Annotated in this window: 26 protein-coding genes; 21 read left to right on the top strand and 5 right to left on the bottom strand. The window is 38.8% G+C overall.

The features are described 5' to 3' along the window. Position 1 precedes the first annotated feature (1 nt). Positions 2–538: a Gmad2 immunoglobulin-like domain-containing protein gene (locus RM549_RS07055; protein WP_311683171.1), complete on the top strand. Its 537-nt coding sequence runs from the start codon at positions 2–4 to the stop codon at positions 536–538. Between the two features lie 151 nt (positions 539–689). On the opposite strand, the gene RM549_RS07050 is transcribed toward RM549_RS07055, so the two are convergent. After that, positions 690–1,757 carry a branched-chain amino acid aminotransferase gene (locus tag RM549_RS07050; RefSeq protein ID WP_311683169.1) on the bottom strand — a complete coding sequence of 356 codons (1,068 nt, stop codon included), beginning with the start codon at positions 1,755–1,757 and terminating at the stop codon, positions 690–692. 105 nt (positions 1,758–1,862) lie between these two features. Between RM549_RS07050 and RM549_RS07045 the strand changes: the two genes are divergently transcribed. The 3 genes from RM549_RS07045 to RM549_RS07035 all read left to right on the top strand — a co-directional run bounded on the left by RM549_RS07045 (position 1,863) and on the right by RM549_RS07035 (position 4,021). Beyond that, complete coding sequence (locus RM549_RS07045) at positions 1,863–2,327, top strand: DUF4920 domain-containing protein (RefSeq protein ID WP_311683167.1); 465 nt, start codon at positions 1,863–1,865, stop codon at positions 2,325–2,327. A gap of 44 nt (positions 2,328–2,371) precedes the next feature. Next, complete coding sequence (mnmC2, locus tag RM549_RS07040; RefSeq protein ID WP_311683165.1) at positions 2,372–3,052, top strand: tRNA (5-methylaminomethyl-2-thiouridine)(34)-methyltransferase MnmC2; 681 nt, start codon at positions 2,372–2,374, stop codon at positions 3,050–3,052. A 66-nt stretch (positions 3,053–3,118) separates the two neighbouring features. After that, complete coding sequence (locus RM549_RS07035; RefSeq protein ID WP_311683163.1) at positions 3,119–4,021, top strand: TIGR01777 family oxidoreductase; 903 nt, start codon at positions 3,119–3,121, stop codon at positions 4,019–4,021. Positions 4,022–4,131: 110 nt separating this feature from the next. Here RM549_RS07035 and RM549_RS07030 read toward each other — a convergent pair whose 3' ends face one another. Further along, entirely contained in the window at positions 4,132–4,803 is a 672-nt protein-coding gene (locus RM549_RS07030; protein ID WP_311683161.1) for a YceI family protein, read from the bottom strand. Positions 4,804–4,963: 160 nt separating this feature from the next. On the opposite strand from RM549_RS07030, the gene RM549_RS07025 reads away from it, so the two are divergent. The 7 genes from RM549_RS07025 (at position 4,964) to RM549_RS06995 (ending at position 12,132) form a co-directional block, all read left to right on the top strand. Continuing rightward, on the top strand, positions 4,964–5,560 hold the full coding sequence (locus RM549_RS07025) for a nucleotide exchange factor GrpE (RefSeq protein ID WP_311683159.1): 597 nt from the start codon (positions 4,964–4,966) through the stop codon (positions 5,558–5,560). A 32-nt stretch (positions 5,561–5,592) separates the two neighbouring features. Continuing rightward, entirely contained in the window at positions 5,593–6,717 is a 1,125-nt protein-coding gene (gene dnaJ, locus RM549_RS07020; RefSeq protein ID WP_311683158.1) for a molecular chaperone DnaJ, read from the top strand. A 210-nt stretch (positions 6,718–6,927) separates the two neighbouring features. Then, entirely contained in the window at positions 6,928–7,857 is a 930-nt protein-coding gene (locus tag RM549_RS07015) for an ABC transporter ATP-binding protein (RefSeq protein WP_311683311.1), read from the top strand. Beyond that, entirely contained in the window at positions 7,850–9,148 is a 1,299-nt protein-coding gene (locus RM549_RS07010; RefSeq protein ID WP_311683156.1) for an ABC transporter permease, read from the top strand. The genes RM549_RS07015 and RM549_RS07010 overlap by 8 nt, the downstream gene beginning before the upstream one ends. Before the next feature lie 2 nt (positions 9,149–9,150). Further along, positions 9,151–10,074 carry a mechanosensitive ion channel family protein gene (locus RM549_RS07005; RefSeq protein ID WP_311683154.1) on the top strand — a complete coding sequence of 308 codons (924 nt, stop codon included), beginning with the start codon at positions 9,151–9,153 and terminating at the stop codon, positions 10,072–10,074. Continuing rightward, positions 10,058–10,966 carry a DUF6268 family outer membrane beta-barrel protein gene (locus RM549_RS07000; protein WP_311683152.1) on the top strand — a complete coding sequence of 303 codons (909 nt, stop codon included), beginning with the start codon at positions 10,058–10,060 and terminating at the stop codon, positions 10,964–10,966. The genes RM549_RS07005 and RM549_RS07000 overlap by 17 nt, the downstream gene beginning before the upstream one ends. Next, on the top strand, positions 10,966–12,132 hold the full coding sequence (locus tag RM549_RS06995; protein ID WP_311683150.1) for a sigma-54-dependent transcriptional regulator: 1,167 nt from the start codon (positions 10,966–10,968) through the stop codon (positions 12,130–12,132). Before RM549_RS07000 ends, RM549_RS06995 begins: the two co-directional genes overlap by 1 nt. Here the strand turns inward: RM549_RS06995 and RM549_RS06990 are convergent. After that, complete coding sequence (locus tag RM549_RS06990) at positions 12,129–12,740, bottom strand: hypothetical protein (protein WP_311683147.1); 612 nt, start codon at positions 12,738–12,740, stop codon at positions 12,129–12,131. The genes RM549_RS06995 and RM549_RS06990 overlap by 4 nt on opposite strands. Positions 12,741–12,819: 79 nt before the next feature. Between RM549_RS06990 and RM549_RS06985 the strand changes: the two genes are divergently transcribed. From RM549_RS06985 to RM549_RS06965, 5 genes are all read left to right on the top strand, one after another. Then, the gene (locus RM549_RS06985; protein ID WP_311683145.1) at positions 12,820–13,698 is read left to right on the top strand and encodes a PPK2 family polyphosphate kinase; all 879 of its coding nucleotides are present in this window, start codon (positions 12,820–12,822) and stop codon (positions 13,696–13,698) included. Between the two features lie 44 nt (positions 13,699–13,742). Next, entirely contained in the window at positions 13,743–15,164 is a 1,422-nt protein-coding gene (locus RM549_RS06980; RefSeq protein WP_311683142.1) for a M20/M25/M40 family metallo-hydrolase, read from the top strand. Positions 15,165–15,426: 262 nt separating this feature from the next. Further along, the gene (locus RM549_RS06975; RefSeq protein WP_311683140.1) at positions 15,427–16,797 is read left to right on the top strand and encodes an MATE family efflux transporter; all 1,371 of its coding nucleotides are present in this window, start codon (positions 15,427–15,429) and stop codon (positions 16,795–16,797) included. 17 nt (positions 16,798–16,814) lie between these two features. After that, positions 16,815–17,042 carry a DUF8828 family protein gene (locus RM549_RS06970; protein WP_311683138.1) on the top strand — a complete coding sequence of 76 codons (228 nt, stop codon included), beginning with the start codon at positions 16,815–16,817 and terminating at the stop codon, positions 17,040–17,042. Between the two features lies 1 nt (position 17,043). After that, positions 17,044–17,616, top strand: coding sequence for a phosphatase PAP2 family protein (locus RM549_RS06965; protein WP_311683136.1), 573 nt, complete (start codon positions 17,044–17,046; stop codon positions 17,614–17,616). Here the strand turns inward: RM549_RS06965 and meaB are convergent. Continuing rightward, positions 17,602–18,678 (bottom strand): methylmalonyl Co-A mutase-associated GTPase MeaB, encoded by a 1,077-nt coding sequence (meaB, locus tag RM549_RS06960; protein WP_311683134.1) that lies wholly within the window; start codon positions 18,676–18,678, stop codon positions 17,602–17,604. The two genes, RM549_RS06965 and meaB, sit on opposite strands and share 15 nt — an antisense overlap. Before the next feature lie 93 nt (positions 18,679–18,771). Here meaB and RM549_RS06955 point away from each other — a divergent pair, with 93 nt between their 5' ends. After that, a complete protein-coding gene (locus RM549_RS06955; protein WP_311683132.1) occupies positions 18,772–19,197 on the top strand; it encodes an organic hydroperoxide resistance protein in 426 nt (141 codons plus the stop codon). A gap of 277 nt (positions 19,198–19,474) precedes the next feature. Here RM549_RS06955 and RM549_RS06950 read toward each other — a convergent pair whose 3' ends face one another. Next, positions 19,475–20,053: a DUF2911 domain-containing protein gene (locus RM549_RS06950; protein WP_311683129.1), complete on the bottom strand. Its 579-nt coding sequence runs from the start codon at positions 20,051–20,053 to the stop codon at positions 19,475–19,477. Between the two features lie 188 nt (positions 20,054–20,241). Between RM549_RS06950 and RM549_RS06945 the strand changes: the two genes are divergently transcribed. From RM549_RS06945 to RM549_RS06930, 4 genes are all read left to right on the top strand, one after another. Continuing rightward, positions 20,242–20,787 (top strand): RNA polymerase sigma factor, encoded by a 546-nt coding sequence (locus tag RM549_RS06945; RefSeq protein WP_311683127.1) that lies wholly within the window; start codon positions 20,242–20,244, stop codon positions 20,785–20,787. Beyond that, a complete protein-coding gene (locus tag RM549_RS06940; RefSeq protein ID WP_311683126.1) occupies positions 20,771–21,382 on the top strand; it encodes a hypothetical protein in 612 nt (203 codons plus the stop codon). Before RM549_RS06945 ends, RM549_RS06940 begins: the two co-directional genes overlap by 17 nt. After that, a complete protein-coding gene (locus tag RM549_RS06935) occupies positions 21,363–22,757 on the top strand; it encodes a YggN family protein (RefSeq protein WP_311683125.1) in 1,395 nt (464 codons plus the stop codon). The genes RM549_RS06940 and RM549_RS06935 overlap by 20 nt, the downstream gene beginning before the upstream one ends. A 110-nt stretch (positions 22,758–22,867) precedes the next feature. Next, positions 22,868–23,557, top strand: coding sequence for a peptidoglycan DD-metalloendopeptidase family protein (locus RM549_RS06930; RefSeq protein WP_311683123.1), 690 nt, complete (start codon positions 22,868–22,870; stop codon positions 23,555–23,557). Positions 23,558–23,650 lie beyond the last annotated feature (93 nt).

Genomic DNA, 23,650 nt, shown 5'->3' with positions numbered 1-23,650 from the left:
AATGAAAACTTTAAAAAGCCTGTTTAGCCTCATGATTATAATTCCACTTTGCTTTTCATGTGGTGAAAACCGGAAAGGTGAAACTTCTACTGAAACTTCAGAAAATAATGCTTTAATTGAAGATACTGTAAAGACACGAAGCAACGCCGAAAATGACAATTATCGGCAGTCAGTTAAAGAGGAGGGCGAAAATTGGCAAATTTCGAACCTCATTAGTGTAGCGCAGCCTAAAGAAAATGAAAATGTGTCTTCTCCGCTGCAAATTGAGGGAAAAGCAAGAGGAATTTGGTTCTTTGAAGGTACCGCGCCGGTCACTTTGGTCGATAATGGCCAAAAAGAGCTTGCCACCGGCATCATAGAGGCCAAAGGGGAGTGGATGACAGAAGATTTTGTTCCATTTCAGGGAAATCTGGAGTTTGATGCCCAAAATTTTGAAAATGGATTCCTGATTCTTCATCGTGCAAACCCTTCAGGAAAGCCAGAGTATGATAAAAACCTTATAATTCCGGTAAATTTTTCAGTGAATAAAGGAATTTAACTTTTTCCTCTTCCGAAGGTAAAACTTGTAAAATTGGGATATAAATTTTAAAGATATCTTCAGATTTCTGCTATTCCGAAGAGATTAATATAACAAGAGCAATTCCGGGATGAGAATTGCTCTTGCTATATTAAATATTATCTGAAGAAATTTATTTAACCTGGTATCTCCAGTTAAACTTATCTTCAGCCTGGTTGTATTGTATTTTTGTAAGTTTATCTTTAAAGAAGCCAGCATAAGAATCTTCGAGTTTTGGCAAATCGAATTTTTGTCCCGCGTGACCAAAGCCAACTATCGGATTTATTACGGTAGCAGTACCAGAACCAAAAATTTCTTTCAATTCGCCACTTTTTGCAGCGTCCACAATTTCCTTAACAGAAACCCTTCTTACCTCAAGGTCAATATTAAATTCTTTTGCCAGGGCAATGATACTTTTTCTGGTTATCCCGTCAAGAATCCTGTCGTTAGTAGGAGCAGTTATTAATTTGTCCCCAACTCTAAAAAAAATATTCATGGTGCCTGCCTCTTCCAGGTACTCGTGGGAATTGGCATCTGTCCAGATAATCTGTTGGAAACCTTCATCTTTTGCGAGGTTTGTAGGATAGAACTGGGCGGCATAATTGCCTGCAGCCTTTGCAAATCCTACACCGCCATCTGCTGCACGGCTATATTTTTCTGAAAATTGTACTCTAACTTCACCACTATAATAAGCCTGTGCAGGAGAACAAATAATCATGAATTTATATTCTTTTGCTGGTGCCGCAGAAACTCCCGCTTCGGTAGCAATAACAAACGGACGGATATACAAAGAATTTCCAAAACCTTTCTTGATCCAGTCTTTTTCCAGTTTGAGCAACTCCTCCATTCCGGAAAAGAAAAATTCTTTTGGGAAAGCTGGAATAGCAAGACGTTCGCTGGATTTATTTATACGCTCAAAATTATCTTCTGGTCTAAAAAGCCAGATTTGATCATCTTCATCCTTAAAAGCTTTCATTCCTTCAAAAACAGCCTGACCATAATGAAAGACTTTGGCAGAAGGATCCATTTCCAACGGGCCGTAAGGTTGAATTTTAGGAGTTTGCCATGCACCATCTTTGTAGTCACAAATCATCATGTGATCTGTAAAGACCTGTCCAAAAGCGAGATTATTAAAATCTACATTTTCAATCTTAGAAGTTGGGGCTTTTTGTATATCCACAGGATTAGTGCTGGTTTTCATAGTATCTATATTTTGACCAACAAATTTACCCAAATTAAAACAGAATCAAAATCTAAACTTTTGGTAAATTTGATTCATAAGAAGATTTTTATTAACTGATAGAGGATGAAAAGAAATGCGATAACAATTGCCTTAATGCTGGTCCTGTTTTCCTGCAAAAGCCAAGACAAACAAGAGCCACAAATAGCAGCAAAGCAGGAAGAAAAAAGCTATTCCTCATTTGGTGGTGAAGTAGCTGTAGAAGAAAGTATAGATAGGATTAAAATGAGGCAGCTTTATGAAAATCTGGCAGTTGGGGATAGTGTGGATGTAACTTTCAATACGGATGTCAACAGCGTATGCAAAAAGAAAGGTTGTTGGATGAAGCTGGATTTAGCTGAAGGGGAAGAGATAATGGTAAAATTTCGCGACTACGGATTTTTTGTTCCAAAGGATCTTGTAAATGAAGAAGTGATCGTACAGGGGAAAGCATATATCACTGAAGTTCCTGTGCAGGAATTAAAACATTATGCTGAAGATGCAGGTAAATCTGAAGCTGAAAATTGCAGCGATAACAGAACCGGAGCATAGAATGTCTTTTCTTGCTGATGGGGTTTTAATAGAACAAAAGTAGTTTGGAACGAAAAATTATTACAACCGGCGACGGTTCGGTTACCATTCATTTACCGCAATGGAATGAACAATATCACTCTAAACATGGTGCTGTTCAGGAAGCACAACATGTTTTTATTGAGATGGGGCTTAATTATTATGTAGAACAAAATAATTTTAAAAATATTAGAATTCTTGAAATTGGTTTTGGTACAGGGTTAAATGCATTTATAACTTTTCTTCAGTTAGAGCGAATTCAGAAAAAAATAAATTACACGGGAGTGGAGGCTTTTCCGGTAGAAGCTTCAGAAATTGAGAAACTTAATTATGCTGAGGTGCTTTCCGCAGAAGATAAAAAAGCTGTTTTGCTGGAGATGCATAAAAGATCGTGGGAAGAAGAAACAGCAATTTCAGAAAATTTTCTTCTGAAAAAACAAAAGAAGAAATTCGAAGATATAAGCGAAAAGAATACCTGGCATCTTATTTATTTTGATGCTTTTGGGGCAAGGGTACAGCCGGAACTATGGACGGAAGATGTTTTTAAGAAAATGTTTGAAGCTTTACTTCCCGGGGGAGTATTGGTAACTTATGCAGCCAAAGGTAGTGTGAGGCGGGCAATGCAGGCAGTAGGTTTTACTGTGGAGAGATTGCCCGGGCCTCCTGGGAAACGCGAAATGTTAAGAGCAGTTAAAAAACATATATAGTTCTTGTTAAACCTCCTGTAATTTTAGTTTCACTCCCTTACAGTGTGTACCTTAAAAAGAAAAAAGATGCGGGTTTTAATTACAGGAGCAACAGGTTTAATTGGTTCGCATGTAACTAATTTATGCCATGAGAAGGGAATTGATGTGCACTATCTTACTACAAGCAGGTCAAAAATAGAGAAGAAGAAAAATTATAAAGGTTTCTACTGGAATCCAAAGGAGGATAATATTGATCTTGCCAGCCTTGATGGAGTTAATGCAATAATAAACCTGGTAGGGGCAAGTATTGCCAAGCGTTGGACAAAAGAATATAAACGGGAAATAATTGAGAGTAGAACAGAGACTGCAAAATTACTTTTCGATACTTTATCGCATAGCGATCACTCTATAGAACAATTTATTTCTGCCAGTGCAATAGGTATTTATCCCAGTTCTCTTGAGAAGCTTTATTTTGAAGACGATGATGGAATAGATGATTCTTTTGTGGGAAAGGTTGTGGTAAAATGGGAAAGTGCTGTTAATAATTTTCAGGATATAGGTATTGATGTTACTAAAATTAGGATAGGTCTTGTCCTGGCGCCAAAAGGCGGAATTCTACAAAAGCTTAAAGATCCTGTAGGATTTAACGTTGGTTCTCCTTTGGGAAGCGGAAAGCAATGGCAGTCCTGGATACATATTGAGGATCTTGCTCAAATTTTTGTACATACGCTGGAAAATGAACTTGCGGGTACTTATAATGCTGTGGCGCCTAATCCAGTGACGAATAAAGAACTGGTTAAGTGTGTGGCAAAGCATATGGATAAATCTGTTTGGTTGCCAAATGTGCCAGCATTTGTTTTACAAACAGTCTTAGGGGAAATGTCTACGATTGTTCTTTCGAGCCAGTTGGTAAGTAATAAGAAAATTGAAAGCACTGGGTATACTTTTAAATATGCACATTTATCCAAAGCCCTGGAAGATTTGTTGTAATACTAAATGCTAACCATCTCCTTTAAAATGAAATAAATCGAATTGTAGGGAAATAAAAAAGCTGCCAAACGGCAGCTTTTCTGATCCTATTAAAGTTTGAAAACTTTTGATTAAGCTTTTGTAGCTTTAAGTTCGATCTTAAGTTCGATATCGTCACTTACAAAATTGTCACCTAAATTGTCAAATACAGATTTTGATCCGTAGTTTACACTCCAGTCAGTTCTGTCAATTGTAAAAGTTTCGCTGGTAATTTCAATTTCGTCCCCAGAACGGTTAATGCTTACAGGAAAAGAAATGTTTTTAGTTTCTTCCTTAATAGTAAGGTTACCTTCCATCATTTTTTGACCGTCTTTTTCAGAAATACCTGTTACCTCAAATGTAGCTTCAGGATACTTCAGGATATTAAAGAAATCTCCTTCTTTACCTTCAACAGTACCTTTAAGGTGTGCTTCAAGATTTTCTTTATCTTCACCTTCAAGATCTGTAACATCAATAGTTACCATATCGATTGTAAAATTTCCGCTTTCTACTATAGAGTCGTTTGCAGAAAAAGTTCCTTCAGAAACCTTAATTGTTCCAGTGTGGGTTCCAGTTGGTTTAGATCCCGCCCATTCGATAACTGTCGCAGAAGTATCTACTTTATATTCCACAACTTCACCCTGAGCAACTGCAGCTTCTTTAGCTTCACTTACTTCAACTTCGTTGTTTTTTTCATTTTTACATCCTACTATTGATAAAGCAAGGAATGCGAAAACAAATGTGTTTAAAAAATTAGTTTTCATACTAATACCTGTTTTTGATTTTTTGTTAAGCTGCGAAAGTATGAATAAGATCAATACGTTATTCACAAATTATTATTAAAATCTATCTGATGACATTTTGACATTTCGCTATAATTGGCAATACTTTTGTCCCATAGTGGATAGTTAAAAATGCAAACACATGAGTAAGAAGAACGATAATAAAGCTAAAGCAGAAGAGAAATCTGTTAAAGATAAAATAGAGGATATCATCGACGAGGCAATAGAAGAGGTGGAAGAAAGTGAAGCTAATAATGATGATGCAGAGGATGATTCTGAATTTGGCCTTTCGGAAACGGAATTATTAAAAGAAGAAGTTCAAAAAGAAAAAGATAAATTTCTTCGCCTTTTTGCTGAATTTGAAAACTATAAGAGGCGTACGTCCAAAGAGCGGCTGGAATTATTTAAGACTGCCAATCAGGAAGTAATGTCAGCTATGTTGCCGGTATTGGACGATTTTGATCGTGCCTTGAACGAGATCCGGAAAACTGAAGATAAAAACCTTCTCCAGGGAGTTGAACTTATTCATAATAAATTTAGGGAAACCCTAAGGAGCAAAGGTTTGGAGCCAATGAATGTTGAAGAAGGGGAAACCTTTGATGCAGATATTCATGAAGCTATTACCCAAATTCCTGCACCTTCTGAAGATTTAAAAGGGAAAATAGTAGATGTTGTAGAAAGGGGCTATAAACTTGGAGAGCGTATTATTCGTTATCCAAAAGTAGTTACCGGTAAGTAGAGCAACTTTTTTTTGAACCGCAAAAAGACACCATGAAAGAGGATTATTACGAGATATTAGGCATAAGCAAAGGAGCTTCTGCTGCTGAAATAAAGAAAGCATATCGCAAGATGGCTATAAAGCATCACCCGGATAAAAATCCCGGGGATTCCAAAGCCGAGGATATGTTTAAGAAAGCAGCTGAAGCATATGAAGTTTTAGGAAACGAAGAAAAAAGAGCACGCTATGACAGGTTTGGTCACCAGGCATTCGAAGGTGGCGGCGGCTTCGGCGGCGGCGGAATGAACATGGATGACATCTTTAGCCAGTTTGGAGATATATTTGGCGGCGGCGGTTTCGGCGGCGGCGGCTTTTCCGGTTTTGGTGGTGGATTTGGCGGTGGCCAGCGACGTGCCAAGGGGAGCAATCTAAGAATTAGGGTTTCTCTTACTTTGGAAGAAATTGCCAATGGTGCAGAGAAAAAAATAAAGGTAAAAAGAAAATTACAGGCACCGGGAACTACCTATAAAACCTGTAGTACCTGTAATGGTACAGGTCAGGTTACACGGGTAACTAATACTATTTTGGGGAGAATGCAAACTGCTTCCCCGTGTACCACGTGTGGTGGTAGTGGGCAGATTATTGATCAAAAGCCTGCAGATGCCGATGCTCATGGACTAATTACAAAAGAAGAGACTGTTTCCATTAAGATACCGGCAGGTGTTGAGGATGGTATGCAGTTAAAAGTTGCCGGAAAGGGAAATGACGCACCGGGCAATGGAATTCCGGGAGACCTTCTTGTTGCCATCGAAGAAAAGGAACATTCAACCTTACAAAGGGAAGGCGACAACCTGCACTACGATCTTTATATAAGTTACTCTGAAGCTGCTCTTGGTAGTTCCAGGGAAATAGATACTGTTTCGGGCAAAGTGAGAATCAAAGTAGAAGAAGGAGTTCAATCTGGAAAAATCCTGCGTCTTAGAGGTAAAGGAATTTCGAATCTAAATGGCTACGGTAAAGGAGACCTTTTGGTTCATGTTAACGTTTGGACGCCCAAAACTTTAAATAAAGAACAGAAAGAATTCTTTGAAAGAATGGCTAATGATGAAAATTTCCAGCCTAATCCAGAGAAAAACGATAAATCATTTTTTGAAAAAGTTAAAGATATGTTTTCTTAATGCAGGAGTTTTAAGAAAATTTTTATATATTTGAGTATCACTAAGTCTTTTAGTGATAATTTTTCTTTTTCATAGCAATTTTTTTCCCATCCTTAATTTTATTAAGGGTGGGTTTTGTTTTTAAGGACCTTATGTAAATATAAAAAGTTCTTAATGCAAAGAACGCTCTGGCAATTTTCTATATATTTACCTAATCTGGAATTTTTCTCTATGGATAATCTTTTGGTGGCCGAAAATATCTACAAACACTTCGGGAAATTCACTGCACTTAATAATGTTTCAATCAGTATACCAAGAGGAAGTGTCTTTGGTCTTCTAGGACCTAATGGAGCTGGAAAAACCACACTTCTCAGGATTATCAATCAGATTACAATGCCAGATGAAGGAAAGGTTTACCTGGACGGAAAGCCGCTGCATCCAGATGATATCGTGCATATAGGTTACCTTCCGGAGGAACGTGGACTCTATAAATCTATGAAAGTAGGGGAGCAGGCACTTTACCTTGCAAGGTTAAAAGGTTTATCTAAAGCTGAAGCAAAAAAACGACTCGATTTCTGGTTTGAAAAACTTGAAATCACTTCATGGTGGGATAAAAGGATTCAGGAGTTATCCAAAGGAATGGCACAAAAAGTACAATTTGTTATTACTGTACTGCACAACCCGAAATTGTTGATTTTTGATGAACCTTTCAGTGGATTTGATCCCGTAAATGCCGGAATAATAAAACGGGAAATTCTTCAGCTAAAAGAAGAAGGGGCAACTATTTTGTTTTCAACCCACAGGATGGAAAGTGTCGAGGAGCTATGTGATTATATGGCGTTAATAAATAAATCTAATAAATTGCTCGATGGAAAGGTATCAGACATTAAGAAGGAGTATAAGGCTAATACTTACGAAATTGGAGTGGAGACCTTAGATGAAGCTGCTTTACTTGCAGAGCTTCAGGAGAAGTTTACCTTGGGAAAAGCACAGTTCAAAAGCATTAATGATGATCTTAAAGTAAGTGTGCAGTTAAAAGATTCAGAATCTCCAAATCAATTATTGCAATACCTTCTTACCAAAGGGAAAATTAACCACTTCGTGGAAGTGATACCTTCAGTAAACGATATTTTTATTAAAACAGTTACCCAGAATGCGTAATCTGAAGCTTATTATTCAGCGTGAATATCTCGCGCGGGTCAGGAACAGAACATTTATTGTAATGACTTTTCTAAGTCCGCTGATCCTGGTAGGAATGATCCTGCTGATTGGCTATTTAAGTATGCTCAACAGCAGTGAACAACGAATTATTGGGATCCATGACAAAAGCGGGGAATTTATTAATGAATTTCAGGATGATGAGCAGGTTCAATATTTGGATTATTCTTCCAAAGATCTTGAAGCAGCCAAAAATATGATCCTGGATCAGGAATATTACGGATTAATTTATATTCCTGAAGAAATTGATGATAGTAACATAGCTGGGGCAGTACGTTTCTATGGTAAGGAATCGCCTGGTATGGGGATGCTGCAAAATATAGAAAAGATAATAGCAGATAAACTTACAGATCAGGAACTACGGGATCGCGGGATAGATATCTCCCAGATAGAAGCTGCAAGGGCGCAGGTAAATGTGCAGATCCAGAATTTTTCAGGAGAAAGAAGCTCCAAAATGTCTAATTATATTAAGATGTTTTTTGGTGCAGCAGCTGGTTATTTGCTTATGATGTTTATCATTATCTATGGAAATATGGTGATGCGCAGTGTGATTGAAGAAAAAACCAATCGTATCATTGAAATTATAGTATCTTCAGTAAAACCCATACATCTAATGTTGGGGAAAGTAATAGGTACTTCTTTGGCTGGCATCACACAATTTTCAATTTGGGTTATTGTGGGAGGTATTTTGCTTGCTGTTCTTTCCCTCTTCTTTGGTATAGATCCTTTTATTATAGAATCACCCGCACAAGCACAAATGGAGCAGATGGTCCAACCTGAAATTCAGCAGCTGATAGTGGATGTGGTTAACCTTCCCATCCTAAGCCTTCTTATCTACTTCCTGATTTATTTTATTGCCGGATATTTTCTATACAGTGCAATTTATGCTGCTATAGGAGCAGCTGTAGATAGTGAAACCGATACACAGCAGTTTATGTTTCCGGTAATTTTACCGCTAATGCTGGGAATTTATGTGGGGTTCTTTGCAGTTATAGAAAATCCTCATGGTACTGTTTCCACAATATTTTCTATGATTCCGTTAACTTCACCAATTGTGATGCTTATGCGTATCCCTTTTGATGTACCCTGGTGGGAATTGGCAATTTCAATAGCAATTTTACTTGCCACAAATTTTGCGGTAGTTTGGATTGCAGCCAAAATTTACAGGGTCGGGATCCTTATGTATGGTAAAAAAGCAAGTTATAAGGAGCTTTACAAATGGCTTAAATATTAAAAATGCAGGAAGGAACAAGAGAACAAATATCAGAAATAATCGAACAGGATATCTGGGGGGCTATTAAAGATATATGGAATTATGTCCTTATTTCCTATGAGGTAAAAGACGGTTCTATTATAGAAATTACTATAGGTCTCGTCCTGCTTGTAATCTTTGTTTTTATTATCACCAGTATTGTACTGCGTTTACTGCGGTCATTTATTAGCAGCAAGTTGATAGTTGAGGACCAGATGAAGTTTGTGAGCGTCTTCAAATTTATTAAGTACATTGTATACCTTACGGTAATCCTTATCACCCTAAGTACAGCGGGGATTGATATCACTCTTCTCCTTACTGCTTCTGCCGTGCTGTTTGTTGGTCTTGGTCTTGCCCTTCAGGAATTATTTCAGGATATAATAGGGGGTATATTTATAATTATAGATAAATCCCTTCTGGTTGGTGATGTCATAGAGATGGACGGCCGTGTCGGTCGCGTCTTTCAAATAAAGCTCAGGACCACCCGCGCTTTAACCAGGGATGATAAAGTTATGATAATTCCCAATCATAAATTTATTAGTGACACGCTGTATAATTACACACAAAACCATAAGACAACCCGGGAAGCAGTAAAAGTTGGGGTGGCTTATGGTAGCGATACAGAAAAAGTAAGACAGGTCCTTTTGGAATGCGCAAAGGAGCAAAAAGGAATATTAAAAAAGCCTGAACCTTTTGTTCTCTTTGAGGATTTTGGTGATTCGGCTTTAATGTTTGCACTTCATTTTTATATTACCGATAGTTTTGTAGACCCTAAAGTTAAAAGTGCGTTAAGGTTCAATATTGATAAGAAATTTAGGTTAAATAATATTACTATTCCTTTTCCGCAAAGGGATGTGCATATGTTTTATCCACAGAACAAACCTACAGGTAATGAAGAAAGCAATTAAATTTCTTTTTTTAGTATTTGGTCTGCTGTTTTTTGGACAAACAGGAGCACAGGTCACCGATCTGGCAAGAGTAGAGTATACCTATTTTCCGCAGCGGGAGTCTGACAACTCCTTTAGAAGGTTCAGGACCTTTTTTAATTACCCTATAGAGCTTAACAAAGAAGGGTCTTACCTTGTTCCAGGGATAGAATACAGGAATGTAAATTTCAAGTACGACGATCCGGAACTTTTTGAGACGGGAGATTTGGATAGATTCCAATCTTTTACTGCCAGTCTGGCTTATACTTTTAAGATGAAAAACGACTGGAGGTTTGGAGCACAAACAGGTTTAAAAATAGCATCCAATTTTTCCCGGGGGATAATAGCTAATGATGATTTAATCTATGACGGGGCAATATTCTTTATTAAAGTAAAAAATGGCGAAGAAATTGAAAAGCCCTGGCGTTTAATTCTGGGGGTAAATTACTCTACTACAAGAGGTTTTCCTTTTCCTTTACCAGTAATAAATTATTATAAGGAATTTAGTCCGGACTGGTCATATTCTGTGGGTGTACCAAAAAGTAATCTGCGTTATTCTATAAGTGAAAAAAGTACTTTGCAGGCTTTTGTCACTCTGGATGGCTTTTTTGCAAATGTACAGGAAAATTTTGATGTCACACCAAGGAACAATCATAGCCGGGACGCTATTGCAGAGAATATGTCGATGACAATTCTGCTAAGCGGTTTGGGTTATGAATATAATTTTACCGAGCATTTATCATTTTATGTTTATGCCGGTTACACTTTAATTAACGATATACGTTTTCGGGATTCGAATATGGATGATGTCCTTACGATCAACGACACCAACACATTTTACTCACGAGGCGGATTAAAATTCAGTATACTGTAATGGCGAAAATTTTATTAATAGAAGACGAAGCAGCGATAAGAAGGGTTCTTGTAAAGATTCTTTCTGAAGAAAATAAAAACTATTCAGTAGAAGAGGCTGCAGATGGATTAGAAGGAATGGAGAAGATTAAAGATGAAGATTTCGACCTGGTCCTTTGTGATATTAAAATGCCAAAAATGGACGGGGTTGAGGTTCTGGAGGCTACAAAAAAATTAAAACCTGAAATTCCTTTCGTCATGATTTCGGGGCATGGGGATCTAGATACGGCGGTAAATACCATGAGAATGGGGGCTTTCGATTATATTTCCAAACCGCCAGATTTAAACCGTCTTCTTAATACCGTTCGTAATGCGCTGGATAGAAAAGAACTTGTGGTAGAAAATTCCCGTCTTAAGAAGAAGGTGAGTAAGAACTACGAAATGATTGGTGAATCTGAAGCTATCGTGCGGATAAAAGAGCTCATAGAAAAAGTTGCACATACAGATGCGCGGGTTCTAATCACCGGACCTAACGGTACAGGAAAAGAATTGGTTGCCCACTGGCTGCATCAAAAAAGCGATCGCTCTAAAAACCCAATGGTAGAAGTAAATTGTGCTGCAATTCCTTCAGAATTAATTGAGAGTGAGCTTTTTGGACATGTAAAAGGGGCTTTTACTTCAGCCAACAAAGACAGGGCCGGTAAATTTGAAGCTGCCAATGGTGGTACTATTTTTCTGGATGAAATTGGGGATATGAGCCTTTCTGCCCAGGCAAAGGTGTTAAGGGCACTTCAGGAAAATAGGATTTCCCGGGTTGGTAGTGACAAAGATATAAAAGTAGATGTGCGGGTGGTAGCTGCAACCAATAAAGATCTGAAAGCAGAAATTGAGAAAAATAATTTCAGGGAAGATTTGTACCACCGCCTTGCCGTTATTCTCATCCAGGTACCTGCGTTAAATGACCGGAAAGAAGATATTCCGTTGCTGGTGGATCATTTTACAGAAAAAATTGCCAGTGACCACGGAAGTAATAAAAAGGAGTTTACAGATGAAGCGCTGGAAATTCTCAAGGAATATGACTGGCGTGGTAATGTGCGGGAACTTAGAAACGTTGTAGAACGGCTAATCATCCTGGGCGGTGAAAAAGTTACAGCAGAAGATGTAAAATTATTTGCCAGTAAGTTTTAAGAACTTACGGGTGTAGATTTAACGTTATCGGGAACATATCTTAAGAAGTACATAGTATCACCGCTGGGGTGGTCCCAGGTGTGAAAAAGTTCAAACCCAAATCGCTGGTAAACCAGGGCATTTTTCCTATGCCTGGTTTCGGCATATAACGGAATTTTATATTCCCTTGCCTGGCGGTAAAATTCATCTTTCATAGATTTTCCTACCTGTGTATCAGCACCGCGGGAATCAGAAAGGATGCCCCAAAACCAGCAGTAAAGATATTCGCCCTGCTGTGGCCGCTGCTTTTTGATATAATTCTGGTTTTTTACAATCTGGTACGCATTCGCTATTCCCGTAACGTTCCAAACCAGTTTTAATTCCGGCCACAAATCTTTCCAGAAGGATTCTTCCTGCTTGCTTGTTTTAAAAAGAATAGCAATTCCTTTGCGGTTTTCAGAAATTACTAAAGCATCTTTTTCTATTGCTTTTTCGACCATATGAGTAGCGAGATATCGAAACCGTCTATCTCTGCCAGGGCCTTTTCTCACAATATCCATAGAAGAAGGAATCTCTTTTAAGAGCGTACTAACCTTCCCGATGATCTCCTCTTTTTCTTCGTTGTTCAAGCTGCGAATGTTTAGCAGCGAAGATAAAAAAAATTAGTCTTTTAAAGATTGTATATTTAGGTAATCCAATATTTGTAAAATGAAAGAAATAGACCTGCAAAAATTAAAAATAACAGAACCCGTAAAACTGGAAAAACTTCCTACATCCCTAAACATGGGAGCCGGTGAGGAGGAGGTTAAGAAAGAGCTTAAACAGACAAGGAGAAAATTGGCAGACTGGCAGGATAAATTATATGCACATAACAAATATTCTGTACTGGTATGCCTACAGGGAATGGACACTTCTGGTAAAGATAGCCTTATTCGCGAAGTTTTTAAAGGCTTTAATAGCCGGGGTGTGGTGGTACATAGTTTTAAAACACCAACTTCCAAAGAATTAAAACATGATTTTTTATGGCGGCATTATTGTGCACTACCCGAAAGGGGGAAATTTGGCGTTTTTAATCGTACGCATTACGAAAATGTATTAATAACTAAAGTCCATCCCGAATATATTCTTAAAGAACGCCTTCCGGGTATTAATTCAGTGTATGATATAGACAAGGATTTTTGGGAAGAACGGTACAAAACAATTCGTAATTTTGAAGAACATGTTGCCCAAAATGGAACTATTATTTTCAAATTTTTTCTGAATATTTCAAAAGAAGAACAGCGGCAAAGGCTTTTAAGAAGATTGAGGAAGCCCAATAAAAACTGGAAATTTTCTCCCGGCGACCTTGAAGAAAGAAAGGTATGGAACAAATACAGGAATTGTTATGAAGAGGCGATGAATAAGACTTCACGGGAAAATGCGCCCTGGTATGTGATTCCTGCAGATAGCAAACCAACGGCACGTTATTTGGTTGCTAAAATTATGCTGGATAAACTTCTGAAGTATGAAGATGTTCAGGAGCCAAGTCTGCCACCGGAATTTTTAAAAAATCTGGAAGATTACAGGCAACAGCTGGAAAAAGAATAATTTCCTATTTTCGCTATTCAATAATTAAAAAAGCGCCATTTTAGATGAAGAACATATTTTTTACTGTTTTAAGTTTACTGATAATTAATCCTGTTACTGCTCAAAATAATCATGAACAAGAAGACTCTTTAATGCTTCGGAAGATTTATGACATGTCCTTATTACACGGCAAAAGTTATGATTGGCTGGACCATCTATCCAATAAAATAGGAGGCAGGTTATCAGGTTCTTATCAGGCGCAGCAGGCTGTGGAATATACAAAGGCCGAACTGGAGAGTCTTGGATTGGACAAAGTCTGGCTGCAACCGGTGATGGTTCCAAAATGGACACGTGGATCAAAAGAATTTGCTTATGTAGAAACTTCCCCCGGCACGACCAGGAATGTTAACATAACAGCTCTTGGAGGTTCTGTTTCAACTCCTGCCAGCGGTACAAAAGCCCGGGTGATCGAAGTGCAGGGAATAGAAGACCTGGAACGGTATGGAGAAGAACAAATTAAAGGGAAAATTGTCTTTTTTAACCGACCAATGCGACCGGATTTAATAAGCACTTTTGAAGCTTACGGTGGTTGTGTGGATCAGCGCTATTCCGGGGCTGCAGAAGCCGGTAAATTTGGAGCGGTAGGTGTGATTGTGCGTTCAATGACTTTAAAAATGGACGATTATCCGCATACAGGATCTATGAGTTATGGCGAAACTCCGGTTTCAAAAAGGATTCCTGCAGCGGCAATCAGTACCAATGATGCGGCCTATTTAAGCGGAATCTTAAAAATGAACAAGCACCTTCAACTATATTTTAAGCTCAATTCCGAACAACACGAAGATGTGCAATCTTATAATGTGATTGGCGAAATTACCGGAAGTGAACATCCCGAAGAAATTATGGTCGTTGGAGGCCATCTGGATTCCTGGGATATTGGTGACGGCGCCCATGATGATGGTGCCGGGGTGGTACAATCCATGGAAGTGCTCAGGCTTTTTAAGGAGATGGGTTATAAGCCGAAAAGGACAATTAGAGTAGTGCTTTTTATGAATGAAGAAAACGGACTTCGTGGTGGTAATAAATATGCTGAAGTAGCCAAGTCAAAAAATGAAAAACACATTTTTGCACTGGAGAGCGATTCCGGAGGATTTACCCCCAGAGGCTTTTCCTTTGATGCAGATGAGGCACAATTTGCTCAAATACAAAGTTGGAAAGCACTTTTTAAGCCTTATCTAATCCATTATTTTGAATTAGGCGGAAGTGGAGCCGATGTTGGTCCATTAAAACAAGGAGATGTGGTCCTTGCCGGCTTACGCCCCGATTCTCAACGCTATTTTGACCATCACCACGCTGCAACAGATACTTTTGAACATGTGAACAAACGGGAACTCGAACTTGGCGCTGCAACGATGGCTTCTTTGGTGTACCTCATTGATAACTACGGAATAAAAAGAATAAATACAGACGTAGAAGAAAAATTGTAAATTACAGAAATACATTCTTTAGGGCAAGGGGACGATAATTGCCATTTTTGAAGCTTAACTTTTTAGAGAAGAGAGAAGAGAGGAAAGACTTCTTGTTAATTTCTATCTCGTACTTTTAACATCGTATCTCAAATGTTGAAAATTGCCATTTTCGGCTCCTAATTTTTTCTGCTTCTTCGGGATTTGAAGTAATATAAATATAAATAGCCTCCCCACTTTTCAGCTGAAAAAAGCTGCTATCTTTGCACACAAATTTTTCGGCTTGAACCTTTCAAATTATACCAGCGAATTCAAAAAAAACCTGCAAATTGCCTTTCCGGTTATGCTCGGGCAGCTGGGGCATGTGATGGTGGGTCTGGTGGATAATATAATGATCGGCCAATTGGGTCCGGCGCCACTGGCAGCGGTTTCTTTGGGTAACAGCCTTGTTTTTATTGCACTTTCTCTGGGTATAGGCTTCTCTTTTGCCATCACTCCGCTTATTGCAGAGGCCGATGGTGCCGGGGATATCGAAAAGGGTCGGAATTATTTTCATCACGGAATCATTCTATGCGGAATAAACGGAATTTTGCTCTTTTTGGTGCTGCTCCTTTCTAAACCCATTTTGTACTACCTGGATCAGCCACCCGAAGTGGTGGATTTGGCAATTCCGTACCTCGAAATTGTGGCTTTTTCGATGCTGCCTTTAATGATCTTCCAGGCGTTTAAGCAGTTTGCCGACGGACTTTCACAAACCAAGTACGCAATGTACGCTACGTTGCTTGCCAATGTGGTAAATATCATTTTCAATTATTTTTTTATTTACGGAATATGGATTTTCCCAAGGTTGGAGCTGGAAGGTGCTGCAATCGGCACCCTTATTTCCAGGTTTTTTATGTTGTGGTTTATCTGGGTAATCCTGCGGAAAAAGAAGAAGTTCGCTGAGTATTTTAAATGGACAAAAAAGGAGTTCCTGAAAACTGCCATTTTCAGGCGCCTGCTTGCTTTGGGTTTCCCCACGGCTTTGCAAATGCTCTTTGAAGTTGCCATTTTTACGGCCACAGTATTCCTTGCCGGGACTTTAGGTACAAATCCGCAGGCTGCCAACCAGATAGCGCTTAACCTTGCTTCCATGACGTTCATGATTGCCGTTGGCCTTGGCGTTACGGCAACGATTAGAGTAGGAAATCAGAAGGGTTTGAGTCAGTTTAAAGAGTTAAGGAGGATAGCACTTTCAACTTTTCTGCTGGTTTTTTTAATTGAAGCCGTATTTGCCATTGGTTTTATTGCGCTCAAGGATATCTTACCAACATTTTATATAGATAATGCTGAAGTTGTTTTACTGGCAGCACAATTACTCGTAGTTGCTGCTTTGTTTCAGCTAAGTGATGGGCTGCAGGTAGTGATTTTAGGTGCTTTACGTGGGCTTCAGGACGTTCGTATTCCTACAGTTATCTGCTTTATCGCATATTGGATCATCGGTTTTCCCGTTTCCTGGTACTTCGGGAAAGAAGATCAGTTGGGAAGCATGGGAATCTGGCTGGGACTGCTCGCCGGCTTAACGGCTTCGGCCTTAATGTTGTATATTCGCTTTAATTTATTAAGCAAAAAATTAATCCTGAATAAGAAGTTGAATCATCAGGAATTAATATAACTTGAAAAGTAAAAAACATGGACTTTCCTAAATTTCTTTTAGGCGATAATACAGATTATCCCGATGCTATTTTTGTAATTCATACTGAATTTCCTCGTTTCATTATCAATCTTCAAGATGATGAGGTAGAGTGGCTGGAAGATTTTGATGCTACTGATGAAGAAGAACTTACTACTGAAGCTGAAGGTTTAATCGACCAGGCTAGCAAATTTTACGACCGCGAAGTAAGCCGATACGAAGAATAATATGCAGGAACTAATTGAACTTGATCACGAATTATTTTTATTTCTCAATAACCTCGGAAGTCCTGTCTGGGACGGATTCTGGCGTGCAATAAGTGACAAGTTTGTGGGGATTCCGCTCTATGCGGTTCTTCTGTACCTTATTTTTAGAAACTTTGGGTGGAAAGGAACACTTGCCAGCATGGTGGTGATTACGTTATTAATTACCGCTACAGATCAACTGGCAAATGTATTTAAAGATGGATTTGAAAGGTTAAGACCCTGCAGGCAGGAAGGTGTAATGGAACAGGCACGATTTGTGGCGGTAAGATGTGGCAAGTTTGGCTACTTCTCTGCACATGCCTCCAACTCCATGGGAGTCGCCATGTTTTTGATCCTTCTTTTCAGGAGAATTTATCCAAAGGGGATTTATTTGATCCTTCTCTGGCCGCTTCTTAGTTCGTATAGCCGAATTTACCTTGGAGTACATTATCCGGCAGATGTAATTACCGGATTATTAATAGGTGCTATTCTAGGTTATTTATTTTATAAGTTACTGCAGTACATTTTCTCAAAATTTAACCTAGCCCAGGTTTAGCAGAACTTTTGCAGCGGCAAATGCAGTAGTTTCGTTTTCTTCAATGGCTTTCAGCTGCTCTTCAAGAGTGGTTTTTATTTCGGGATCGTTGTAAAAGTTGCTCTTGAGATGTTCATTGATCGTTTGCAGCAGCCAGAATTTATTTTGTTCCTGCCGGTGATGAGTAAAATATCCATTCTCTTTAGCTAAATTCTGGTATTCGCTTATCATTTCCCAGACTTCATGGATGCCGGTATTATAGAGGGCGCTGCTTAAAAGGACTTTTGGGGCCCAGGTGCTTTCTTTTGGCGGATAAAGGTGCAGGGCTCTTTTGAATTCCAGGCGCGCTTCCCGTGCCGCTTTTTCATTTTCCCCATCGGCTTTGTTGATCACGATAGCATCAGCCATTTCAATGATTCCGCGTTTTATTCCCTGCAATTCGTCCCCGGCCCCGGCCAGTTTCAGCAGTAAAAAAAAGTCGGTCATACTGTGAACAGTAGTTTCGCTTTGTCCTACGCCCACAGTTTCTATAAGAAGTACATCAAACCCGGCTGCTTCGCATAAAACAATACTTTCCCGCGTTTTTCTGGCCACGCCACCTAGCGAATCGCCACTGGGAGAAGGTCTTATAAAAGCGTTTTCTTCTGTTACCAGGTTTTCCATTCGGGTTTTATCGCCCAAAATGCTTCCCCTAGAAACGGTGCTGGTAGGATCTACGGCAAGTACAGCCACTTTTTTGCCTTGCTTTATTAAAAAACTTCCAAGGCTCTCAATAAAAGTACTTTTTCCCACTCCCGGGACGCCGGTAATTCCAATACGAATAGATTTATGAGCATGAGGAAGCGCGCCCTCCACAAGAAATTCCGCTTTTTTCTGATGGGATTGCTGATTGCTTTCTACCAGCGTGATGCTCCTGCCAAGTGCTGTTTTATTTCCCTGCAGCAGTTGCTGAAGCAGCTCTTTTTCTGAAGATTTATTTTTTCTGAAAGCCTTGATCCGTTCAGCTGAATTCGGGTTGATATTATTGGAACCCGGATAACTTCCGGATTCATTTAAAGCTGATTTTTCTGAATTCTTGCTCAAGGATTTCGGTTTCTCACAAAGTTAGGAAATCATTCTATGTGGCAATATTATTTGTATATTGAAGCTGAAAATAAATATAAAAGCAGAATTGAAATGAAAACATTATATAAAACTGAAGTTACTACAACAGGAGGTAGAAACGGTCAAACTACCAGTGAAGACGGAGTTTTGGATATGAAATTAACTATGCCGAAAGAGCTTGGTGGAGAAGGTGGTGAATATTCCAATCCTGAACAATTATTTGCAGCCGGTTATTCGGCTTGTTTTGGAAGCACGTTAGAAGTTGTGGCAAAAAAACATAAATTAGACCTTGGTGATTACAGTGTTACGGCAACAGTAGAACTTGGCAAAACCGAAGAAGAGGACCTGGAACTTTCCGTTATTCTGGACTGCTACATCCCGGGAGTGGAAGTAGAAACAGGGGAAGAGCTGGTAAATGAGGCGCACGAAATTTGCCCTTATTCCAGAGCAACGATGGATAATATAGATGTAACCCTAAACCTTTTACTGGACGAATAGGTTTAAAAGTGTATTTTCAACAAGGAGTGCCATTTGGCGCTCCTTGCTGTTTTAAAAGCTTTGGTATTTTTTGTCTCAAACGTTTTTCTGCCACGAATATCCTAATATTTTATAAAATTGATTCGTGATTAGTGCCTCTTTTTGAAGAAGAGCAGGATGAGGGTGTGCAATTTTAAGGTCATGCACAAAAAATGGCAATTTTAGACCTGAAGTTTCTACTACGATTCACAAATTTCTTAAATTTATTCGTGCATTAGTGGTTCTTTTTTGAAAGAGATTATTCAGGAATTTCTAAACCTTCAGCTTCTTTAATAGGTAATGAAACGCTCGTATCGTCCCAACTGAGGAAAAGAAAAACCAAATCATTAATTTCTTCAAAGAAAATGGTGAATTGCTCTACATAATTTTCAATTTTATTTACTGCTGTTTCTATAACGAGAGTGTCATATTCGGGATCGCGGTAGGCTTTTTTCTCCACATCAATTCCCCAGGGATACATTTGTGAATTAAAAATTACTTTCCATGATTTTTCTCCCGGGATGGTCCATAAGGTGTATTTCCCTGCTTTTAAGAGAGAGCCATCTACCAGAATATCCTTATTAGTTTCAAAAGTAGTAGCTTCATTAGCTCCTGTACGCCATACTTCATCGTAAGGAACGAGTGCGCCAAAAATTTCGCGGTCCTTCTTGTAAGGCCTGCTGTATAAAACTTCAAGTTTTAGTCCGTCACTTTCGAACTGAACTGTATCTTCCGGACTGTGAGCCTTCGTGTTGTAGCGCATAATAAATAAAAGTACCACAACTACAGCCACAAGACCACCAATAATTTTTAAAGCTGTTTTTAAAGTGGGGTTCATATATACTTTTTGTACTACAGGTTCAAAAAATGTGCAAATATTGACTGCAGAAGAAGTTCTTTTCAGAAACATTTGAAGTAGTTATAATTGCTGGCTTTAATTTTATTTCAGAAAAAAATCGAAAGGTTTTGCAACATGATTAAATTAGGATCGTCTTTAAAAGTGAACACCAACCAAAATCAAAGAGTTTGTTACAAAATCAGTTAATAGAGGCTTGCAAGCAGAATGATCGCAGGGCACAACTGAAGCTTTACAATAAGTACAGCCAGGGCATGTACTTAATAGCCTCGAGGTTTATACAGGATTCTTTTGAAGCTGAAGATGCCATGCAAGAGGCCTTTATAAAAGCTTTTACAAAACTTCATCAATTTAACGGTGAAGTTACGTTTGGCGCCTGGTTAAAGCGGATCGTAATTAATAAGTGCCTGGATAAGCTGAAAGCGAAAAAACTGGAATTAGTGGCCATAAATGAACGGACGATGACTACGGTAGAAGAGGATGATAACTGGCAGGTACAGGATGGGATAGGCATCGAAGAAGTAAAAGCTGAAATTGAGCGACTGCCTAAAAAGTACAAATATCCTCTTATGTTATTTCTTATAGAAGGCTACGATCATGAAGAGATTTCAGAAATTATGGAAATTAGTCAGGTTTCATCACGAACACTGGTTCACAGAGGAAAGAAAAAATTACAGGAAGAATTAAAAATTAGAAGAAATGGCACAGGATATTAGAGACATGTTCGGGAAAGATGAGGATGAAAGCCGCAAATCACATCAACTGAAAAGCGGTCATCAGAAACGTTTTGAAGCGAAGCTGGATGCAGCATTACCGCAAAAAAAGAAGAAAAACAGCTTTATATATTTAAAAATAGCTGCTGTACTGGTGGTGGCATTTGGAGTGGCAATGTTTTTCTTTAGACCGGGTATTACAATGGAAGAGAACCGGATGGTAGAGACGCCAGTAGAAGAGGCGCCACAGGAAGATTTTCAGGATTCTGCAGGGCAATTTCAGTTAAGCGATGTTTCCCCTCAGTACAGGGAAATTGAGAATTATTATATGGCAAGCCTAAATCTGGAACTGGCAAACCTTAATATTACAGATGATAATAAAGCACTTATAGATGCTTTTATGGCCAAACTGGCAGAATTGGATAAGGAATATAAGCGACTAAATGCCGATCTTAAGGAAAGTGGCCCAAATGAACAGACTGTGGAAGCTATGGTGGCAAACCTTCAGCTAAGACTGGATTTGCTGTTTAAATTAAAGAACAAGATTAAAGAAATTAAAGAATCAAAAAACGACAATTATGAAGACCTACAAGCTTAATTATATACTGCTGCTGCTGTGGTTTATGAGTGCAGGAGTTGGGGCACAAACCAAGAAACATGTGCAAAGTTTTAAAACAAATGCAAACGTTAATGTTAATCTGGATGCAAAGCACACCGATGTTATTGTGGAGAAATGGGATAAGAATGAAGTCCGCGTTGAGGCTTATCTTGATGCTGAAACTTCAGATAAAAATGAAATAGACCAGCTGATGAAAAGCTGGAAGTTGGATGTTTCAGGTTCTTCAAATAATGTAAAAATTTTTTCTGGGGGAGGTGCATCCTGGAATGTTACGCCTGATATTAGTATGAATATGTCCGAATTTAGTGAATCTATGGGTGGGCTGCAGGAAATGCTGGGGCCGCTAATGGAAAACCTGATGCCTATGATTCAGAATATCGCAGCGAATCCACTTCCGGAGAATTTTACGTCAAAAATGGGTAGCATGAATTTTGATTTTGAAGCTTACGAGAAGAACCCAGATGAATATATGAAGAAATGGGAAGCTGAAGTAGAGGAGAAATTTGGCGACGATTTTGAAAAAGACATGGAAGCATGGGCTGCCAGAATTGAAAAGGATTCTGAGAAGTGGGAGAAGGATTTTGAAGCTAAAATGGAAGTTTGGGGAGAGAAGTTTGGAGAAGATATGGAAGCCTGGGGAGAAAATTTTGGTAAAGAAATGGAAAAATGGGGTGAGCAATTTGGTAAGGAAATGGAAGCCCGTTTTGAAGATAAAGACAGTAAAGTAATCGTTTTATCCAGTGATGGGGCTAAGGCGAAGAAAAGGATGAGGATAAGCATTCCCAAAAACGCAAACCTGGTTCTAAATGTGCGCCATGGAGAACTTAAACTCCCGGGCACAACCTCTAACCTTGTTGCAAGTATTTCTCATGGATCACTAATAGCGAGCACTCTTACAGGAAAGCAAACCGATGTACATGTTTCTTATTCTCCTGTAAAGATCGGGCAATGGGATTATGGTATTTTAAATACAGATTATGTACAGGATTGTATTATAGACAGAGCTACAAGTATAAAATTAAGTTCTAATTCCAGCGATGTGATTATAAGAGAAATCTCAGAAACAGGTATACTCACCGGATCTTTTGGAAATTTAAATATTGTAAGATTAGCTCCCGGATTTAAAAACCTTAGGATAACACTCGAGAACAGCGACCTTAAACTTTCATTGCCCGATACTGCTTTTAACTTTAATTATGATGGGACCCAGAGCGATATCAATTACCCAAAGTCGATGCAGCTTAAGACTACAGAAACTTATGATAATGTTATTCTTAATGGATTTAACCGTAGCAGGGATGGGTCAGGAACTGTAAGTATTAAGGCAAGTTTCAGCGATGTTTTGGTAAATTAAAAATCTAAACTTATTTTTGGTCGATAGAAAAAGGTCGTCTAAAAATGCAAAATTTCAAAAGGACGAAATTGGGCATTTTTACACGATCTTTTTTGCTGAAAAAATGCCGGATGAAAACTGAAACTTTTGCTGAATTTATTACCAGTCTTACCACAGGATTTACGCCAGTAGTTGAAGACCTGGAAAAGGAAGATTATGTTGCAATAGATCTTTCTGAAAATAATCCTGAAATACTGAAGCTTGAAATGCTTTCTTCTGAAGCTTTTTCGGTTTTTATGAACAATTCCCTGGGAAAAGCCAATAAAAAAGCAGCTTACGGAGGCTATAATGAAGTGCGAAACCTCTATAAAAGGAGCAATCTGTTTAACAGGAACACTGAAGAATTCCTGAACAGGAATATTCATATTGGCCTTGATATCTGGACTGCAGAAGGAACTGCCGTACTCGCTCCATTGGACGGAAAAATCCACAGTTTTCGTGATAACGACAATTTTGGGGATTATGGGCCTACAATTATCCTGGAGCATGAAGTGGAAAATAGAAGATTTTATACTTTATATGGTCATTTAAGTAGAAAGTCACTTCTGGGACTGGAGGCAGGACAGGAAATAGCACAATTTGAGAAAATAGCAGAGCTTGGTGAACCTTTGGAGAACGGAGATTATGCTCCGCATTTACATTTTCAGATCATGGAAGATTTGATGGGAAATTCTGGTGATTTTCCGGGAGTCGCCTCCAAAAAAGAAATTGAGTTGTACCTAAGGAACTGTCCCGATCCCAATTTGTTGCTTAAGATTTAGGTTTTTGAGTACCCGCTGATCACCCCGACCTTTGGTCCCCCTTCTTTAAAAGGAAGGGTGCCTTTTTTTCATATTTTAGCGTTGCCTCAAAAA

Origin of the sequence: Autumnicola patrickiae (genome assembly GCF_031846525.1) — a bacterium.
Lineage (GTDB): Bacteria > Bacteroidota > Bacteroidia > Flavobacteriales > Flavobacteriaceae > Autumnicola > Autumnicola patrickiae.
This window is presented reverse-complemented; position numbering and strand designations above follow the sequence as displayed.

Excerpts from the sequence above, each read along its gene's own strand:
- RM549_RS07055 (WP_311683171.1), top strand. The coding sequence starts at position 2 with ATGAAAACTTTAAAAAGCCTGTTTAGCCTCATGATTATAATTCCACTT.
- RM549_RS07050 (WP_311683169.1), bottom strand. The coding sequence starts at position 1,757 with ATGAAAACCAGCACTAATCCTGTGGATATACAAAAAGCCCCAACTTCT.
- RM549_RS07045 (WP_311683167.1), top strand. The coding sequence starts at position 1,863 with ATGAAAAGAAATGCGATAACAATTGCCTTAATGCTGGTCCTGTTTTCC.
- RM549_RS07035 (WP_311683163.1), top strand. The coding sequence starts at position 3,119 with ATGCGGGTTTTAATTACAGGAGCAACAGGTTTAATTGGTTCGCATGTA.
- RM549_RS07030 (WP_311683161.1), bottom strand. The coding sequence starts at position 4,803 with ATGAAAACTAATTTTTTAAACACATTTGTTTTCGCATTCCTTGCTTTA.
- RM549_RS07025 (WP_311683159.1), top strand. The coding sequence starts at position 4,964 with ATGAGTAAGAAGAACGATAATAAAGCTAAAGCAGAAGAGAAATCTGTT.
- dnaJ (WP_311683158.1), top strand. The coding sequence starts at position 5,593 with ATGAAAGAGGATTATTACGAGATATTAGGCATAAGCAAAGGAGCTTCT.
- RM549_RS07015 (WP_311683311.1), top strand. The coding sequence starts at position 6,928 with ATGGATAATCTTTTGGTGGCCGAAAATATCTACAAACACTTCGGGAAA.
- RM549_RS07010 (WP_311683156.1), top strand. The coding sequence starts at position 7,850 with ATGCGTAATCTGAAGCTTATTATTCAGCGTGAATATCTCGCGCGGGTC.
- RM549_RS07005 (WP_311683154.1), top strand. The coding sequence starts at position 9,151 with ATGCAGGAAGGAACAAGAGAACAAATATCAGAAATAATCGAACAGGAT.
- RM549_RS07000 (WP_311683152.1), top strand. The coding sequence starts at position 10,058 with ATGAAGAAAGCAATTAAATTTCTTTTTTTAGTATTTGGTCTGCTGTTT.
- RM549_RS06995 (WP_311683150.1), top strand. The coding sequence starts at position 10,966 with ATGGCGAAAATTTTATTAATAGAAGACGAAGCAGCGATAAGAAGGGTT.
- RM549_RS06985 (WP_311683145.1), top strand. The coding sequence starts at position 12,820 with ATGAAAGAAATAGACCTGCAAAAATTAAAAATAACAGAACCCGTAAAA.
- RM549_RS06980 (WP_311683142.1), top strand. The coding sequence starts at position 13,743 with ATGAAGAACATATTTTTTACTGTTTTAAGTTTACTGATAATTAATCCT.
- RM549_RS06970 (WP_311683138.1), top strand. The coding sequence starts at position 16,815 with ATGGACTTTCCTAAATTTCTTTTAGGCGATAATACAGATTATCCCGAT.
- RM549_RS06965 (WP_311683136.1), top strand. The coding sequence starts at position 17,044 with ATGCAGGAACTAATTGAACTTGATCACGAATTATTTTTATTTCTCAAT.
- RM549_RS06955 (WP_311683132.1), top strand. The coding sequence starts at position 18,772 with ATGAAAACATTATATAAAACTGAAGTTACTACAACAGGAGGTAGAAAC.
- RM549_RS06950 (WP_311683129.1), bottom strand. The coding sequence starts at position 20,053 with ATGAACCCCACTTTAAAAACAGCTTTAAAAATTATTGGTGGTCTTGTG.
- RM549_RS06940 (WP_311683126.1), top strand. The coding sequence starts at position 20,771 with ATGGCACAGGATATTAGAGACATGTTCGGGAAAGATGAGGATGAAAGC.
- RM549_RS06935 (WP_311683125.1), top strand. The coding sequence starts at position 21,363 with ATGAAGACCTACAAGCTTAATTATATACTGCTGCTGCTGTGGTTTATG.
- RM549_RS06930 (WP_311683123.1), top strand. The coding sequence starts at position 22,868 with ATGAAAACTGAAACTTTTGCTGAATTTATTACCAGTCTTACCACAGGA.